The 15,671-nt window shown below is 67.1% G+C and carries 18 protein-coding genes; 11 read left to right on the forward strand and 7 right to left on the reverse strand.

Annotated elements, in window-relative coordinates; genetic code table 11:
• Positions 1-176 precede the first annotated feature (176 nt).
• The gene (locus QMX85_RS15040) at positions 177-1,166 is read left to right on the forward strand and encodes a DUF4105 domain-containing protein (protein ID WP_282342145.1); all 990 of its coding nucleotides are present in this window, start codon (positions 177-179) and stop codon (positions 1,164-1,166) included.
• Positions 1,167-1,217: 51 nt separating this feature from the next.
• Here QMX85_RS15040 and bglX read toward each other — a convergent pair whose 3' ends face one another.
• Complete coding sequence (gene bglX, locus QMX85_RS15045) at positions 1,218-3,503, reverse strand: beta-glucosidase BglX (RefSeq protein ID WP_282342147.1); 2,286 nt, start codon at positions 3,501-3,503, stop codon at positions 1,218-1,220.
• A 180-nt stretch (positions 3,504-3,683) separates the two neighbouring features.
• Between bglX and QMX85_RS15050 the strand changes: the two genes are divergently transcribed.
• The 8 genes from QMX85_RS15050 (at position 3,684) to QMX85_RS15085 (ending at position 9,285) form a co-directional block, all read left to right on the forward strand.
• Positions 3,684-4,844, forward strand: coding sequence for a DUF1615 domain-containing protein (locus tag QMX85_RS15050; RefSeq protein WP_282342149.1), 1,161 nt, complete (start codon positions 3,684-3,686; stop codon positions 4,842-4,844).
• A gap of 120 nt (positions 4,845-4,964) precedes the next feature.
• On the forward strand, positions 4,965-5,603 hold the full coding sequence (locus QMX85_RS15055) for a response regulator transcription factor (RefSeq protein ID WP_282342152.1): 639 nt from the start codon (positions 4,965-4,967) through the stop codon (positions 5,601-5,603).
• A gap of 11 nt (positions 5,604-5,614) precedes the next feature.
• Positions 5,615-5,989, forward strand: coding sequence for a curli production assembly/transport protein CsgE (gene csgE / locus QMX85_RS15060; protein WP_282342192.1), 375 nt, complete (start codon positions 5,615-5,617; stop codon positions 5,987-5,989).
• Entirely contained in the window at positions 5,986-6,396 is a 411-nt protein-coding gene (locus QMX85_RS15065) for a curli assembly protein CsgF (protein WP_090228228.1), read from the forward strand. The genes csgE and QMX85_RS15065 overlap by 4 nt, the downstream gene beginning before the upstream one ends.
• Positions 6,397-6,419: 23 nt before the next feature.
• On the forward strand, positions 6,420-7,289 hold the full coding sequence (locus QMX85_RS15070) for a CsgG/HfaB family protein (protein ID WP_282342156.1): 870 nt from the start codon (positions 6,420-6,422) through the stop codon (positions 7,287-7,289).
• Positions 7,290-7,415: 126 nt separating this feature from the next.
• Positions 7,416-7,850 carry a curli fiber surface-exposed nucleator CsgB gene (locus QMX85_RS15075; RefSeq protein ID WP_282342195.1) on the forward strand — a complete coding sequence of 145 codons (435 nt, stop codon included), beginning with the start codon at positions 7,416-7,418 and terminating at the stop codon, positions 7,848-7,850.
• Between the two features lie 38 nt (positions 7,851-7,888).
• Positions 7,889-8,941: a hypothetical protein gene (locus QMX85_RS15080; protein ID WP_282342158.1), complete on the forward strand. Its 1,053-nt coding sequence runs from the start codon at positions 7,889-7,891 to the stop codon at positions 8,939-8,941.
• A 2-nt stretch (positions 8,942-8,943) separates the two neighbouring features.
• Positions 8,944-9,285 carry a hypothetical protein gene (locus QMX85_RS15085; protein WP_282342160.1) on the forward strand — a complete coding sequence of 114 codons (342 nt, stop codon included), beginning with the start codon at positions 8,944-8,946 and terminating at the stop codon, positions 9,283-9,285.
• A 53-nt stretch (positions 9,286-9,338) separates the two neighbouring features.
• Here QMX85_RS15085 and QMX85_RS15090 read toward each other — a convergent pair whose 3' ends face one another.
• The 5 genes from QMX85_RS15090 to QMX85_RS15110 form a co-directional block, all read right to left on the reverse strand.
• Positions 9,339-10,067 (reverse strand): amino acid ABC transporter ATP-binding protein, encoded by a 729-nt coding sequence (locus QMX85_RS15090; protein ID WP_282342162.1) that lies wholly within the window; start codon positions 10,065-10,067, stop codon positions 9,339-9,341.
• Entirely contained in the window at positions 10,064-10,726 is a 663-nt protein-coding gene (locus QMX85_RS15095) for an amino acid ABC transporter permease (protein ID WP_090228213.1), read from the reverse strand. Before QMX85_RS15095 ends, QMX85_RS15090 begins: the two co-directional genes overlap by 4 nt.
• A 49-nt stretch (positions 10,727-10,775) precedes the next feature.
• Positions 10,776-11,525 (reverse strand): ABC transporter substrate-binding protein, encoded by a 750-nt coding sequence (locus QMX85_RS15100; RefSeq protein ID WP_282342165.1) that lies wholly within the window; start codon positions 11,523-11,525, stop codon positions 10,776-10,778.
• A gap of 74 nt (positions 11,526-11,599) precedes the next feature.
• Positions 11,600-11,950: a RidA family protein gene (locus QMX85_RS15105; protein WP_282342166.1), complete on the reverse strand. Its 351-nt coding sequence runs from the start codon at positions 11,948-11,950 to the stop codon at positions 11,600-11,602.
• A gap of 9 nt (positions 11,951-11,959) precedes the next feature.
• Positions 11,960-13,243 (reverse strand): FAD-dependent oxidoreductase, encoded by a 1,284-nt coding sequence (locus tag QMX85_RS15110; protein WP_282342168.1) that lies wholly within the window; start codon positions 13,241-13,243, stop codon positions 11,960-11,962.
• 175 nt (positions 13,244-13,418) lie between these two features.
• On the opposite strand from QMX85_RS15110, the gene QMX85_RS15115 reads away from it, so the two are divergent.
• Both QMX85_RS15115 and QMX85_RS15120 read left to right on the forward strand, forming a co-directional pair.
• A complete protein-coding gene (locus QMX85_RS15115; RefSeq protein WP_282342170.1) occupies positions 13,419-14,237 on the forward strand; it encodes an IclR family transcriptional regulator in 819 nt (272 codons plus the stop codon).
• Between the two features lie 124 nt (positions 14,238-14,361).
• Complete coding sequence (locus tag QMX85_RS15120; RefSeq protein ID WP_282342171.1) at positions 14,362-14,700, forward strand: YgaP-like transmembrane domain; 339 nt, start codon at positions 14,362-14,364, stop codon at positions 14,698-14,700.
• 74 nt (positions 14,701-14,774) lie between these two features.
• On the opposite strand, the gene QMX85_RS15125 is transcribed toward QMX85_RS15120, so the two are convergent.
• Positions 14,775-15,497, reverse strand: a complete 723-nt coding sequence (locus QMX85_RS15125) for a pirin family protein (RefSeq protein WP_282342173.1) — start codon at positions 15,495-15,497, stop codon at positions 14,775-14,777.
• Positions 15,498-15,671: the final 174 nt, after the last annotated feature.

Below are 15,671 nucleotides of genomic sequence, written 5' to 3' on the forward strand. Positions count from 1 at the left end.
TGCGTGCCGACAGGCGTTCCGGCGGCGGCAGCGGTTTCTTCCGGGCCACGCGGCGGGACGAATCGGCCGCGGAACTGTCCCTAGCGGAGACGGGCATCGCCGTCCGTCGCGATAGGATGCAGGCCCGCCTCGAGGCGGGGCTCTCTCAATTTCCGGCCCTGATAGGGATGACGTTCATGTGGCGTGTACTTCTGCTTACCCTGACTTCGCTGCTGGTGCTGGCCTCGGCGGCCTGGGCCGCGTTGGCGCTGAGCTACCGGCTGCCCGGCCCGACGGCCCTGCGCTACGCCGGCGCCTCGGCGTGGGTGCTGCTGGGTATGCTCGCGCTGGTTCTGCTCTGGCGCCACCGGGTGCTGCTCGGCCTGGCTGGCTACGCGCTCGGTTTCGCCGCGCTGCTGGTCTGGTGGAACGCCATCGCGCCGTCAGCGTCCCGCGACTGGAGCCCGGACGTGGCCAAGCTCGCCACCGGCCGGGTCGAGGGCGAGGCCCTGCTCATGGACCAGGTGCGCGACTTCACCTGGCGCAGCGACGAGGACTTCGACGTGCGTTGGCAGGCACAACGCTATGACCTTTCCCGACTGGAGTCCGTCGACTTCGTCACGTCCTACTGGGGGATGCCGGCGATCGCCCATGTGCTGGTGTCCTTCGGTTTCGGCGACGGCCGTTTCCTGACCTTCTCGGTGGAAATCCGCAAGGAGAAGGGCGAACGCTATTCGTCGCTGGCCGGCTTCTTCAAACAGTACGAACTGAGCATCATCGCCGCCGAAGAGCGGGATATCGTCGCGGTACGCACCAACGTGCGTGGCGAGGACGATTACCTGTACCGCGTGGACCTGCCGCGCGAGGACATCCGCCAACTGCTGCTGGCGTACGTCGAACAGGCCAATGAGTTGCAGCGGGAACCGCGTTGGTACAACAGCGCCACCGCCAACTGCACGACGCTGGTGTTCCAGATGATGCAGAAGATCGTCGGAGGCCTGCCGCTGGATTACCGGTTGCTGCTCAGCGGCTACCTGCCCGGCTACGTGATGGAACAGGGCGGCCTGCAACCGGGGCTGTCGCTGGAGCAGCTGCGCGAGCGCGGGCGGATCACCGAGCGGGCCAGGCAGGCGGCCGGGCGGGCGGACTTTTCCCAGGCGATCCGCCAGGGTGTGCCGGGCTGGTAGAGGGCGGGGCGCAGGGTGGGGGCACCCTGCGCGCGGAAGCGCCAGCGCTGCTCAGCGCAGCTCGAAGCCCTGCTGCTTCACGTCCTTCGAATCCAGGCCGATCTGCAGGTTGAAGCGGCCGGCCTCGGCCACGTGCTGGAGTTGCGCGTTGTAGAACTTCAGGTCGTCCTCGTCGATGACGAAGCGCACCAGCTTCTCCTCGCCGGCCTTGAGCATGACCTTGCAGAAATCCTTCAGCTCCTTGACCGGGCGGATCATCGAGGCGGCGATGTCCTGGATATACAGCTGCACCACGGTTTCGCCGTCGCGCGTGCCGGTGTTCTTCAGCGTCACGCTGGCCTCGAGCCGGCCATCGCGCCGCAGCGTGGCACTCGACAGGCTGATGTCGGACAGGCTGAACTGGGTGTAGCTCAGGCCGTAGCCGAACGGGTACAGCGCGCCGTTGGGCTCCTCGAAGTACTGCGAGGTGTAGTTGCCCGGCTTGCCCTCGACGAAGGGCCGGCCGATGCGCAGGTGGTTGTAGTAGGTGGGGATCTGTCCGACCGAGCGCGGGAAGGAGATCGGCAGCTTGCCGGACGGGTTGTAGTCGCCGAACAGCACGTCGGCGATGGCGTTGCCGCCTTCGGTGCCGCTGAACCAGGTCTCCAGGATCGCGTCGGCGTTGGCCTGGGCCCAGTTCAGCTGCAGCGGACGGCCGTTCATCAGCACCATCACCAGCGGTTTGCCGGTGGCCTTGAGCGCCTTGAGCAGCGCGCGCTGACTTGCCGGAATGCTCAGGCTGGTGCGGCTGGAGGACTCGTGGGACATGCCGCGCGACTCGCCCACCGCGGCGACGATGACGTCCGCCTGGCTGGCGACCTTCACCGCATTGGCGATCATTTCTTCCGGGCTGCGCGGGTCCTGCACCACTTCCGGCGCGTCCCAGTTGAGGAAGTTCAGGTAGTCGACGACATGTGCATCGTCGGTGATGTTGGCGCCGCGCTCATAGACCACCTGCGCCTGGTCGCCGACCGCGTTGCGCAGGCCCTGGTAGAGGGTGACCGCCTGCATCGGCACGCCGGCGGCGGACCAGCTGCCGAGCATGTCGACCTTGGCGTCGCCCAGCGGGCCGATCAGCGCGATCCTGCCCTGCTTCTTCAGCGGCAGCGTCCAGGCCTCGTTCTTCAGCAGCACCATCGACTTGCGCGCCACGTCGCGCGCGGCCTCGCGGTGCAGGCGGCTTTCGGCGTTGGTGTCCTGCGGGTCGTCGGCGGCCTTGCCGATGCGCAGGTAGGGATCGGCGAACAGGCCCATGTCGTACTTGGCGCCGAGTACCTCGCGCACCGCATTGTCGATTTCCTGTACGCTGACCTCGCCGGATTTCACCAGGCCGGGCAGTTCGTCGCGGTACAGCGAGTCGTGCATGGAGAGGTCGATGCCGGCCTTGATCGCCAGCTTGGCGGCCTCGCGCTCGTTGTCGGCGACGCCGTGGTTGATCAGCTCGGTGACTGCGCCGTGGTCGCTCACGGTGACGCCCTTGAAGCCCCATTCCTTTCGCAGCAGGTCGTGCATCAGCCAGGTGTTGGCGGTGGCCGGCACGCCGTTGATCGAGTTCAGCGCGACCATCACGCCGCCGCTGCCCGCGTCGAGCGCGGCCTTGTAGGGCGGCAGGTACTCCTGGTACATGCGCACCGGGCTCATGTCCACGGTGTTGTAGTCGCGACCGCCTTCCACCGCGCCGTAGAGGGCGAAGTGCTTGACGATGGCCATCACGCTGTCGGCGGTGTTCGGCGCGGCGCCCTGGAACGCCTTGACCATGGTGGCGCCGCTCATCGAGACCAGATACGGGTCTTCGCCGAAGCCTTCCGAGGTGCGGCCCCAGCGCGGGTCGTGGGTGATGTCCACCATCGGTGCGAAGGTCATGTCGATGCCGTCGGCGGCGGCCTCAATGGCCGAGGTGCGGCCGGCGAGGGCGACTGCCTGCATGTCCCAGCTCGACGCCAGCGCCAGGCTGATCGGGAAGATCGTGCGGTGGCCGTGGACCACGTCGTAGGCGAAGAAGATCGGGATCTTCAGCCGGCTGCTGAGTGCGGCATCCTGAAGCGGCCGGTTGTCGGCGCGGGTGACCGTGTTGAAGGTGCCGCCGATGTGCCCGGCGGCGATTTCCTTGAGGATCTGCGGCTGCGGCATGTCCGCGCCGATGCTGATCAGGCGCAGCTGGCCGATCTTTTCCTCGAGGGTCATGCGGCCGATCAGGTCGCTGACGAAGGCCTGTTTGTCGTGGGCGGCGGGTTTGAGGTCGGCGAATGCCGGTTGAGCGAGACAGGCAAGAAGCCCGAGCAGATACAGCCTTTTCATTGTTCGTTTCTCGGGCCGACGGCAGCGTCGAACGGCGGGCCTGGTAGGGAAATACGGGTGGGTTGGCTGGGCTGCTTTTTATCCGATTGGCGGGCGGCCGAACAGTCCTTTTTCATCCGCCGCCGACCGCCCAACGGCTGCGGCTTGCCCGGGCAGTGCGGATGCGGTTATTCATGGCCGATGAATCCTCCGCGCACCGACTTCGCCGCCCTGGCGTACCGCTCACCGACAACCGCTGCCGTCCGTCACGGCCCGTGTCTGCCCTTCATCGCCTGCCTCGCGCTGCTGCTCGCCGGTTGCGGCACGCAGCGGCCGCAGGAGCCGCCGGAGCGCGCCGCCGAGGTGGTGCGCGCGGAGATCGTCCGGCTGATGCCGGCCAGCGTCGCCGACCGCAACGGCTGGGCGGCGGACCTCTACACCGCGTTCTCCGCACAGGAGATTTCCACCACCACCGAAAACCTCTGCGCGGTGCTGGCGGTGACCGAGCAGGAATCCACCTTCCAGGCGGACCCGCCGGTGGCCGGGCTTGCGAGGATCGCCCGCGCCGAGATCGACCGCCGCGCCAGTTCGCTGCACGTACCGGGTTTCCTCGTCAGTGCCGCGCTGCGCATCGACTCGCCGAACGGAAAGACCTACAGCCAGCGCCTCGCGGCGGTGCGCACGGAAAAGGAACTGAGCGCGATCTTCGACGACTTCATCAGCATGGTGCCCATGGGGCGGCAGCTGTTCGGCGGTCTCAACCCGGTGCACACCGGCGGGCCGATGCAGGTCAGCATCGACTTCGCCCAGGCGCACGCGCGGGGCTATCCGTACCCGGTCGACGGCTCGATCCGCCAGGAAGTGTTCAGCCGCCGCGGCGGGCTGTACTTCGGCACGGCCCATCTGCTCGGCTATCCGGTGAACTACCCGCAGCCGCTTTACCGCTTCGCCGACTTCAACGCCGGCTGGTATGCCAGCCGCAACGCCGCGTTCCAGAGCGCAGTCAGCCGGCTGACCGGGATCAAGCTGGCGCTGGACGGCGACCTGCTGCTGCCCAACTCGCCGCTGGCCGGGCAGACCGAGCGCGCGGTGCGCACCCTGGGCAAGCGCCTGGAGATGAGCGACGGCGACATTCGGCGCGCGCTGAACCATGGCGACAGCCTCGATTTCGAGGACACCGAGCTTTACCAGCGCGTCTTCGCCCTGGCCGACGCCAAGGCCGGCAAGGCGCTGCCGCGCGCGGTGCTGCCGGGCATTACCCTGGAAAGCCCGAAGATCACCCGCACCCTGACCACCGCCTGGTTCGCCCAGCGGGTCGACGAGCGCTGGAAGCGCTGCATGGCCCGAGCGGGGAAAAACTGACGGTTCGGGCAGGGTGACGAATTTTTGTCGGTTTTTCTGCTATTGGTCCGTTAGTCCTTGTAACTGATTGGTTACGGGCTACTTTCTCGATCTAGGTACGGCCCGCGAAGGACTGGTCACATGGAAGTCGGGAGAGAAAGGTCGACGGCGCTACCGGTCACGGTTCGCCTGATCACCACCAACCCGCTGCTCGGCGAGTTGTTCAAGCATTTCCTCGAGCAGCGCTCGGCCATCGAGCTGCAGGTGGCCGACCTGTCTCGCCTCGCCGAGCCCTCGGCGCTGCGCCTGCTGGACATCGGCAGTTTGTGCCCGGAGCGCCTCGCCGAAGGCGTCGAGCGGCTGCCCGCGCAGGCCCCCATCGCGCTGATCAACGCCCCGCCGGAACTGGCGCTGACCTGGGTCGCGCGCTATCCCGGCATCCGCGGCGTGTTCTCCCCGCAGACCAGCCGCGAACAGCTGCTGCGCGGCATCGACGTGCTGCTCGCCGGCCAGGACTGGCTGTCGCGGCCGCTGATGGCCTACCTGGTGCAACGCCTGCGGGCACTGCAACGCCCGTCCAGCGACATGCTCACCCTGCGCGAACGCGAAATCCTCTGCCTGGTCGGCCGTGGCCTGTCCAACGCCGCCATCGGCCGCGCCCTGTGCCTGAGCCCGCACACGGTGAAGAGCCACATGCACAACCTGCTGCGCAAGACCGGGTCGGCCAATCGCGCCGAGGCCGCCCTGCGTTTCCATGCCGGCTCGCCGGAGTCGCCGTGAGGCGCTGGACGCTGCTGGCCTGGCTGGCGCTGGCGCCCGTCGCCGGGGCCGCTGCCAGTGAGGATCTGATCCAGGGGCTGGTCATCGACAGCACCATTTCGCGCTTCGGCCATGACTTCTACCGCGCCTTCAGCGACCGCCTGGCTGACGCCAGCGAGATGGACTTCAACCTGGTGGTGCGCGAGCGGCCGTCGGCGCGCTGGGGCAGCCTGATCTGGGTCGAGCAGGACCAGCGCGTGCTCTACCGCCAGTTTCTGCAACCGAACGCTTCGCAGGTGACGGATTCGGCCTACGGGGCGGCCGATCAGGTCGTCGAGGCCATCGCGCGCCGGCGACTCGAGGATTTGCTGCAAGACAACACCGACATGGAGAGGGACGAGCTATGACGCGCCATCGCTGCACCTGGCATCTTCGCCTTGGCCTGCTGGCGGCGCTGGCCGGCGGCGCCCAGGCCACGGAACTGGTCTATACGCCGGTCAACCCGTCCTTCGGCGGCAGCCCGCTGAACGGCACCTACCTGCTGAACAACGCGACCGCCCAGGACCGCTACAAGGACCCGGACATCTCCGGCGGAACCCGTCTTTCGGCGCTGGAGCGTTTCACCAGCCAGCTGGAGTCGCGGTTGCTCTCGCAGGTGCTGGCGAACGTCAACGACGGCAGTTCCGGCACCCTGTCCACCGACCAGTTCATCGTCAACATCGTCGACGACTCCGGCACCCTGACCGTGCAGATCACCGATCGCGCCACCGGCGAGATTTCGGAAATTTCCATCAGCGGCTTCAACGCCCCGTGATCAGCCCGCGCGAGACCTCATCCATGAAACCCCATGCGCTCGTCCTCCTGCTGTGCGCCGGCCTGTTCCAGGGCTGCTCGGTTCACGACCCGATGCCCGCCGAGCAGCATGCGGCGCCGACCCTGACCCCGCGCGCCTCGACCTACTACGACCTGCTCGCGCTGCCGCCGCCGAAGGGCCCGCTGGTGGCGGCGGTATATGGCTTCCGCGACCAGTCCGGGCAGTACAAGCCGAATCCCTCCAGCTCCTTCTCCACGGCGGTGACCCAGGGCGCCGGCAGCATGCTGGTGGACGCGCTGCAAACCAGCGGCTGGTTCATCGTGCTGGAGCGCGAGGGCCTGCAGAACCTGCTCACCGAGCGCAAGATCATCCGCGCCACGCAGAACAAGCCGGACCTGCCGGAAAACCTCGAGCAGACGCTGCCGTCGCTGCAGGCCGCCAACCTGCTGCTCGAAGGCGGCATCGTCGCCTACGACACCAACGTGCGCAGCGGCGGGGAGGGTGCGCGTTACCTGGGGATCGGGATTTCCGAGGAATACCGGGTCGATCAGGTGACGGTGAACCTGCGCGCCATCGATACCCGCAGCGGGCGCGTGCTGGCCAACGTGATGACGTCCAAGACCATCTATTCGGTCGGACGCCAGGCCGGGGTGTTCAAGTTCATCGAGTTCAAGAAGCTGCTCGAGGCCGAATCCGGCTACACCACCAACGAGCCGGCGCAGCTCTGCGTGCTCTCGGCGATCGAATCGGCGGTGGTCAACCTGATCGCGCAAGGCATCGAACGGCGGCTATGGCGGGCGGCGGACGCCAGCGCGATCGCCGGCAGTTCGCTGGCGAAATACCTGGATGCCACGCCGGGCCGGCCGAGCGTGGCGAAGGCCACGGAGGATTAATCCCTGCGGGGGCTTTCGTGGGGCGTTTTTTCAGCCGATGGGGCGATACCCGCCAGGTGCCGAAAGAGCGAAGAATTGCGCCGTTCGGGCTCCTGGTTCAGGTGCGGTATGAGTCGATGGCGGGGCATGTGTGGAGCGCTGGCGCTGGCACTGGGCGGCATCGACGCCGGCGCCGCCGACCTGCTGGACAACGCCGACCTGGCGTCCGGCAGCGAACTGTCCCGCGTCGCCGCCAGTACCGCGCGCATCCAGCAGATCGGCCTGACCAACCGCGCCGCCATCGGGCAGACCGGCGAGCGCCTCGTCGCCCTCATCCGCCAGACCGGCGCCGCCCAGGAAGCCGCCATCGCCCAGGATGGCGGCGAGCTTTCCGCGCAGATCATCCAGACCGGCTACGCCAATCGCGCGCGCATCGACCAGCAGGGCTACGACAACCAGGCCGTGATCCGCCAGCTCGGCGCGTACAACGACGCGCGCATCGAGCAGGTCGGCGATGGCTTCAGAAGCAGCATCACCCAGTTCGGCAATCACCAGAACATGCAGGTCCGCCAGTACCGCTGACCGGCACGGACGTCACAACGACAAAACGGAGAATCGACATGCGCGCGCTCATACCCTTCACTGCCCTGGCCCTGGTTTTCTCGGCACCCTGCGTGTTCGCCGCCGGCAGCGCGGTACTCGACCAGTACGGCACCGACAACCAGGCCACGCTGGATCAGACCGGCCCCGATCACCAGGCCACCCAGACCCAGAGCGGCGTACGCCTGAGTAGCGACATCACCCAAAGCGGCTCCGGGCATACCGCCATCAGCGAGCAGAACGCCTACGACAGCCAGGCGACCATCGACCAGAGCGGCGCCGGCAACTACGGCGCGGTCTATCAGCTCGGCGGCGAGAGCAACGCCGTGGGCCTGAGCCAGGACGGCTACGCCAACAGCGCCACGCTGCGCCAGGAGTCGGTGAACTTCGACGTGCTGATCGGCAACACCGTGACCGTCAGCCAGAGCGGCGCCACCAACACCGCCGACGTGCAGCAGGACGGCGCCGGCAACTGGCTCCAGGCGAGCGCCAGCGGAACCGGTAACAGCCTGCAATCGGTGCAGAGCGGTATCGGCACCTCGGCGACGGTCTATCAGGTAGGCGACAACAACGCGGTGTCGGTGAACCAGGATTTCTCCGGTTCGGCCAGCCTCAGCCAGAACGGTAACGACAACGTGCTGGCCCTGACCCAGGGCGGCCTGGAGAATCCCCGGGCGATGCTGAGCCAGACCGGCGACGGCAACCAGATGGAGGCGAACGTCCAGTTCAAGTTCAACGCCCTGGAGTTCGCTCAGGAGGGTGACGGCAACAGCCTGTTCGTCGACCAGAGCGGCCGCAACGGCAGCGCCAGCGGCTCTTCGGTGGGCAACGACAACAGCGCCAGCTTGGTCGTCGACGGCGACGACTACGTGGTCAGCATCGACCAGACCGGCGACGCCAACATCGCCAGCCTGGACAGCGCGGGGATCGGCAACCTCGCCAGCATCGTCCAGACCGGATCGACCAACCAGGCCAGCATCAGCCAGTCCGGCGGCTTCGACACCTTCACGCCGCAGACCGCGCGGATCACCCAGACCGGCGACGGCAACGTCGCCAGCATCGTCCAGCACTGACGGTGCGCGGCTACTGCGCGGCGGTGCTGCTGGGCTGCGCCGCGCTGGCGGCGGCGACGGACGCGCCGCAGCTGCGTCTGCAGCCGCTGCCGCCGGGCCACGCCGAACTCGAACTGTGCTTCCCCGACCTCGGCGGGCCGTTGCGCTTCGAACTGGAAGTCGATGCAACGGGTGCCGCCGGCACCACCCGCAGCCATCAGCGCGGCGAACTCCCCGCCGGCCAGCCCGGCTGCCCGCTGCGCAATCGCCTGAGCGCCGCCCCCGGCACGCGCATCGACGCCCTCCTGCGCTGGTGGGTGGGCGACGCCGCGCCCCAGGCGCTGAGCACTTCGCTCGATCTCTAAGCAAAGAAAAGCCCACCTGAAGGTGGGCTTTTCGTAAGCGGCCACTGCCGGCGTCACTCGTGGGAAACCCGTCGGAGGAAATCCTGCATCCGCTCGTTGGTCGGATTGCTGAGAATTTCACGAGAGGTGCCCTGGGCGACGATCATGCCTTTCTCGAGGAACAGGGTGCGATCGGAGACGGCGCGGGCGAAACCCATCTCGTGGGTCACTACGATCATCGTCAGGCCTTCCTGCGCCAGCGACTTCATCACCCCGAGCACTTCGCCGACCAGCTCCGGATCGAGCGCCGAGGTCGGTTCGTCGAAGAGGATCGCCTTGGGCTCCATCGCCAGCGCGCGGGCGATGGCCACGCGCTGCTGCTGGCCGCCGGACAGCTCCGTGGGATAGGCATCGTGCTTGGCCGCCAGGCCGACCCTGTCGAGCAGCTCGCGGCCGCGTCCGAGCGCGACGTCGCGCTTGACGTGGTTGACGTAGATCGGCCCTTCGATGACGTTCTCCAGCACCGTGCGGTGGGGGAACAGGTTGAAGCGCTGGAACACCATGCTGACGCTGCGGCGGATTTCACGAATGCTCCTGGCACTGTTGTCGACCTTCACGCCGTCGATGCTGATGGTGCCGCCGTCGTAGCTTTCCAGGCCGTTGATGCAGCGCAGCACGGTGGATTTGCCCGAGCCGGAGGGGCCGATCAGACAGACCACTTCGCCGCGCTCGATGGTGGCGCTGACGCCGTGCAGCACCTTCTGGCTGCCGAAGGATTTGGTGACGCTGTCGATGACGATCATCGCGTACCTCGCTTGTACTTGCGCTCGAGCAGACTGGCCAGGCCCATCAACGGCAGGCTCAGGCAGAGATACATCAGGGCCACCAGGGTGAACACCGTAGCGCTCTGGAAGGAGGAAGCGGCGATCAGCTTGCCCTGCATGGACAGCTCCACCACGGTGATGATCGAGGTCTGCGAGGAATCCTTGAGCAGCAGGATCATGTTGTTGCTGTAGGGCGGCAGGGCAATCTTGAACGCCTGCGGCAGCACCACCCGGCGCATCATCAGCGTGCGCGACATGCCCAGCGAATTGGCCGCCTCGAGTTGCCCGGCGTCCACCGCCTCGATACCCGAGCGGAAGACTTCCGCCATGTAGGCCGAATAGGCCAGGCCGAGGCCGATGAAACCGGCCTGGAAGGCGCTCAGTTGCACGCCCATTTCCGGCATCACGAAGTACAGGTAGAACAGGATGACGATGATCGGAACGCCGCGGATCAGGTTGGTGATGGTCTTCGAGCCGCCCGCCAGGATCGGCACGCCGGAAACCCGCAGGAACGCCCAGACCAGCCCCAGCAGCGAGGCGAACGCCAGCGCGCACAGGGTGATGGCGATGGTCATCCACACGCCTTGCAGCAGAATCGGCAGGAAGCGCAGGGCATCGCTAAAAAAGCCATCGAACATGGCGTAACTCCTTTGCTGCGGCGCCCGTTGCGGGCGCCGGACTAGCGGATCACGGGGTGATTTCCCACTTCTTCAGGATGCCGTCGAGGGTGCCGTCGGCCTTGAGCTCGGCGATGCCCTTGTTCACCCGGGCGAGGAGGTCGGCGTTGCCCTTGCGCACGGCGATGCCGATGGCGATGCGGATCTGCTTCTGATAATCCTCGGCGACGTGCAGGTCTTTGGCGCCGGACTGCTTGACCGTGTAGCGCATCACCGGGCCGTCTCCGATAGCCGCGTCGAGGCGGCCGAGGGCCACTTCGCGGATCATGTCGGACATGCTTTCGTACATGCGCAGTTCCTTGAGGCCCTTGGCCGCCTGCATCGGCTCCACCATCACCGTGCCGGTCTGCACGCCGACCACCTTGCCCGCGAAGTCCGCCGCGCTCTTGTAGGTGCCGTCGCCGCGGTACACCACCTCCTCGCTGTAGGCGAAGAGTTCGTCGGAGAAGTCGACGACCTTGGTGCGCGCCGGGTTGATCGCGAAGGCGGAGCTGATCAGGTCGATCTTCTGCGTCTGCAGCGATGGCACCAGGCCGGCGAAGGGGATCGCCTGCAGCTCGGGGGTGAAACCCAGTTTCTGGCCGAGCGCCTGGGCGATGTCGATCATCACGCCCTGCAGGCTGTTGCTCTGCGTGTCGAGGTAGTTGAAGGGCACCGCGGTGGGTGTCGCGCCCACCTTGAGCGTGTCCGCCTGGACGGTACCGATCAGCGCGGGAACGGCGAGGGCGGCGCAGGCCGCATATTTCAGCAAGGCATTCATTCGGGCGTAGCTCCTGATTGAGAACGGCAGCATCGATAGGGGTGGCGTCCGCCTTGTGGCCGGCGGATCACGGGTCACAGGGCGGCGGTGACAATGATCTCCACCAGCAGGTCGGGGCTTGCCAGGCGCGCCTGGCAGGTGGCACGGGCCGGTGCGGCGTCAGCTGCGACCCAGGCATCCCAGACTTCGTTCATCCCGGCGAAGTCCCTGTCGATGTCCTTCAGCCAGATCTGTGCGCTGAGCAGGCGGCTCTTGTCGGTCCCGGCGTCGGTCAGGAAACCGTCCAGGCGCGCCAGCACGTCGGCGGTCTGCGCGCGGATGTCGCCGCTACGGTCGGTGGCGATCACCCCGGCCAGGTAGACGGTGCCGTTGTGGACGACCGCGCGGCTCATGCGAGCGCCGCTATCGTGACGGGTAATGCTCATGTGTGTTCCTCATCGTGCGTGAGTGGAAGGTCTGGATGCCGCGCCGTGGAAGCGCGACAGCGAAAACGGCGCCAGGCGTCGGGCCTGGGCAGGGTCGCCGATCGCCGCGGCGATCAACCGGCCGGTGGGGGCGGACCCGGTCAGGCCGAGGTGCCCGTGACCGAAGGCGCACCACAGGCCGCCGTGGCCGGGCACCGGGCCGATCACCGGCAGCGAATCGGGCAGGCAGGGCCTGTGGCCCATCCAGGATTCCCGCTCGCGGGTGTCCAGGCCGGGCAGGCCGGCTTCGGCATGCTCGGCCAGCAGCGCGGCGCGGCGCTCGCTGGGCAGTCGTTGCAGGCCGCCGAATTCCACCGTGCCGGCGACCCGCAGGCCGTCCTCCATCGGCGTGATGAACACCTTGCGGTCGGCGAGCACGACGATCCGGGAGAGCGAAACCCCCGGCCGGAGGAGCTTCAGGTGATAGCCGCGCTGCGATTCCAGCGGCACCTTCAGGTTCAGCGTGGCGAGCAGTTCGGCGGACCAGGCACCGGCGGCGAGTACCACCTGGCGCGCCGCGTAGGAGGCTCCGTCGCCGTGGAGCCGCCAGCCAGTCTCCTGCGCCTGCAGGCGCCTGATCGAGGTGCGGACGAATTCCACGCCGCGAGCTTTCAGGAGATCGGCGAGGGCCGTGGCGTAGCGCTGCGGATTGGCGACCCAGGGCTGCTCGGGCAGGTAGTAGCCGACGCGGTACTCCGCGCCCACGGCGGGCTCCATCGCGTGGATACGCGCCGCATCGATGCGTTCGAGGCGCAGGCCGTGCTCGCGTTTGAGTGCCCAGCCGGCGGCGTCCTTGTCCATCGCCTCGGCGTTTGGGTAAAGGTGGATCTGCCCGCTGTCGACGATCAGCTCGGGATGGCCGATCTCCGCTGCCAGCGCGCGGTGGCAGGCCACCGCATCTCCGATCAACTGGTGCAGCGCCTCGGCGATGCGTGCCACCCGATCGGGCCGCGCGGCGAGCACGAAGCGCGTCATCCAGGGCGCGACCCGCAGCAGGTAGTCTGCCGGCACGTACAGCGGACCGCGGCGATCCATCAGCATGCCCGGCGCGCTGCGCAGGATGCCGGGCATCGCCAGCGGAGCCACTGCGCCGGAAGCCAGCGAGCCGGCATTGCCCGACGAGCAGCCGGCGCCGGCGTCCTGCGGATCGATCACCACCACGGCGTGGCCGGCCTTGCGCAGGTAATGCGCGGTGCACAGACCCACGATCCCGGCGCCGATCACGGCGATCCTGTTCAACCCATCTGCGTGCATTCGATACGTCCATCCGGTACTGAACCCATGACCGGAGTATCGGTGTGCGCCAGGCGGACATTCAATAGTTTGGGATCGTTTAACAATCGATGAATATCGCATAGCGATATTCTTAAGTATGCTTGCCACACGCCTCGATGCAGGCGTCGACCTTTTTCATTTCGCGGGAATGACCATGAGCCGAGAGGATTCGTCGCTATTCGTGCAGTCGCTGGCCTCCGGGCTGGCCGTTCTGGACGCGTTCGATGCTGAACATGCTTCGATGAACCTGCCGGAGATCGCGCAGACGGTGGGCATCTCGCGCAGTGCCGCGCAACGTTTCGCCTACACCCTCGAAGCCCTCGGGCTGCTGAAGAAGGACGCCCAGAGCAAGCGCTTCTCGCTGTCGCCCAAGGCGCTCAACGTCGGCTACCGCTACCTGCAGTCCAACCTGTTGCTGGAGCGCGCCAATCCCTACCTGCTGGACCTCAACCGGGTCACCGGCGAAACCGTCAACCTGGCCGAGCCTGACGGCCTGAACATGGTCTACATCGGCCGCTTTCCCAGTCCGCAGCGCAGCATCGTGCACATGCCGGTGGGGCGCCAGCTGCCGATCTACTGCACCTCTGCCGGCCGCGCCTACCTGTCCGGGCTGGAGGACGAACGGGTGCTGGAGATTCTCGAGGCCTCCGAGCGGCCGCGGCTGACGCCCAACACCGTGACCGACATCGACGCGCTGCTGGCGATGATCGCCGCGGCGCGCGAGAGCGGGTTTGCCTACAGCATCGAGGAGTTCTACCTCGGCGATCTGGCCCTGGCGGTGCCGCTGTTCGATGTGCGCGGGCGGCCGGTGGCGGCGCTCAACATCTCGGTATCCACCGCGTTCTGGAGCCTGGAAAAGGCCCTGGCCGAGCTGGTGCCGCAACTGCTGCACACGGCCAACCTGATCTCCACCAAGCGGCCCAACCAGAAGCTGATGGAGCCTTTCCACATCGGCTACGGCATGGCCCGCTGAACGGCGCGGAAACCCGAGAGCTTCGCCGCGCCAACCAGCATGCGCGGGCCATGTGGTCGCCTCGTGTGAACAGCGGGAGCGATCGAGCGGTCAGTTGTAGCGACTCCCCATAAGCGAGAACCCCATGAACCGACTCTTCGACAAGACCGCTGAACAGAACGTCCACGGCTGGGAACGCGGCGCCTCGCTGGCGGCCGGGCTGGTGTTGCTTGGCAAAGGCGCGCGGCGCGGTGGGCTGGGCGGTTTGCTGGCGATGGCGCTGGGCGGTGCGGCGCTCGTCCGTGGCCTGACCGGACGCTGCGAAGCCAAGCGCCTGCTCGAGCAGCAGCCGCCGGCCGCGACGCCGGACGTGGCGCGTTACGCCCACATGCCGATGGATTCCGAGGTGCATAGCCCGGACTTCGAGGAGGCCGACGTCGAGAGCACGCCGATGGGCCACGAGGCGCGTCCCGGCCAGCCCTGATCCCACCCCGCGCCGAATCGCGCGCAGCCGAAAGCGCGCCAGGAGGCGCGCTTCGGGTATTTGGATGAAACCGGTCATGGCATCTGCGGCAGTTCCTGGGCACGCAGATCGAAGACCAGAACCTCGGCGCCTTCGCCGTGGCTCAGGGTCAGCTCGCGGGTGTCGCGCAGCCGTACACCGTCACCCTGCTGCAGTTGCACGCCGTTGAGCTCGACGCTGCCGCGCGCTACGTGAACGTAGGCGTAGCGGTCTTCGTCCAGGGTCAGGCGTGCCTGCTCATCGCCGTCGAACAGCCCGGCGTAGACCCGCGCGTTCTGGCGCACCTGCAGCGAACCGGCGTCGCCGTCCGGCGAGATGATCAGCCGCAGTTGGCCGCGTTTGCTGGCCTCGTCGAAATGCTGCTGCTGGTAGCGCGGTTGCGCGCCACGCCGGTCCGGCACGATCCAGATTTGCAGGAAGTGCACCGGGTCGGCCGCCGAATGGTTGTATTCGCTGTGGCTCACGCCGGTGCCGGCCCTCATCAGTTGCACGTCCCCCGGGCGGATCACCGAACCGGTGCCGAGGCTGTCCTGATGCTCCAGCTCACCTTCCAGCACGTAGGAGAAGATCTCCATGTCGCGGTGCGGGTGCTGGCCGAAGCCGCGGGCGGGCGCCACGGTGTCGTCGTTGATCACCAGCAAGTCGGAGAAACCCTGCTCGCGCGGGTCGCGGTAGTTGGCGAACGAAAAGGTGTGGAAGGACTGCAGCCAGCCATGGTTGGCGCGGCCACGGTCGGTGGATTTGCGGATTGCCAGCATGATGATTCTCCTCGGTTGAGGCGGCGCCGAAGCTCACTTCCGCGCTGCGATGGAGGAGATACTACTGTCCTTTAGCGATCTAATTAACGATCTGAAAATGGAATCATTGTCCCTCATCGGTTGACAATGGTCCGCCCTGTTTCCCCGCGCCGCGCCGTTTCACCCTTCCTGATG

Source organism: Pseudomonas sp. PS02288, assembly GCF_029959715.1.
Classification (GTDB): Bacteria; Pseudomonadota; Gammaproteobacteria; order Pseudomonadales; family Pseudomonadaceae; genus Pseudomonas_O; species Pseudomonas_O kuykendallii.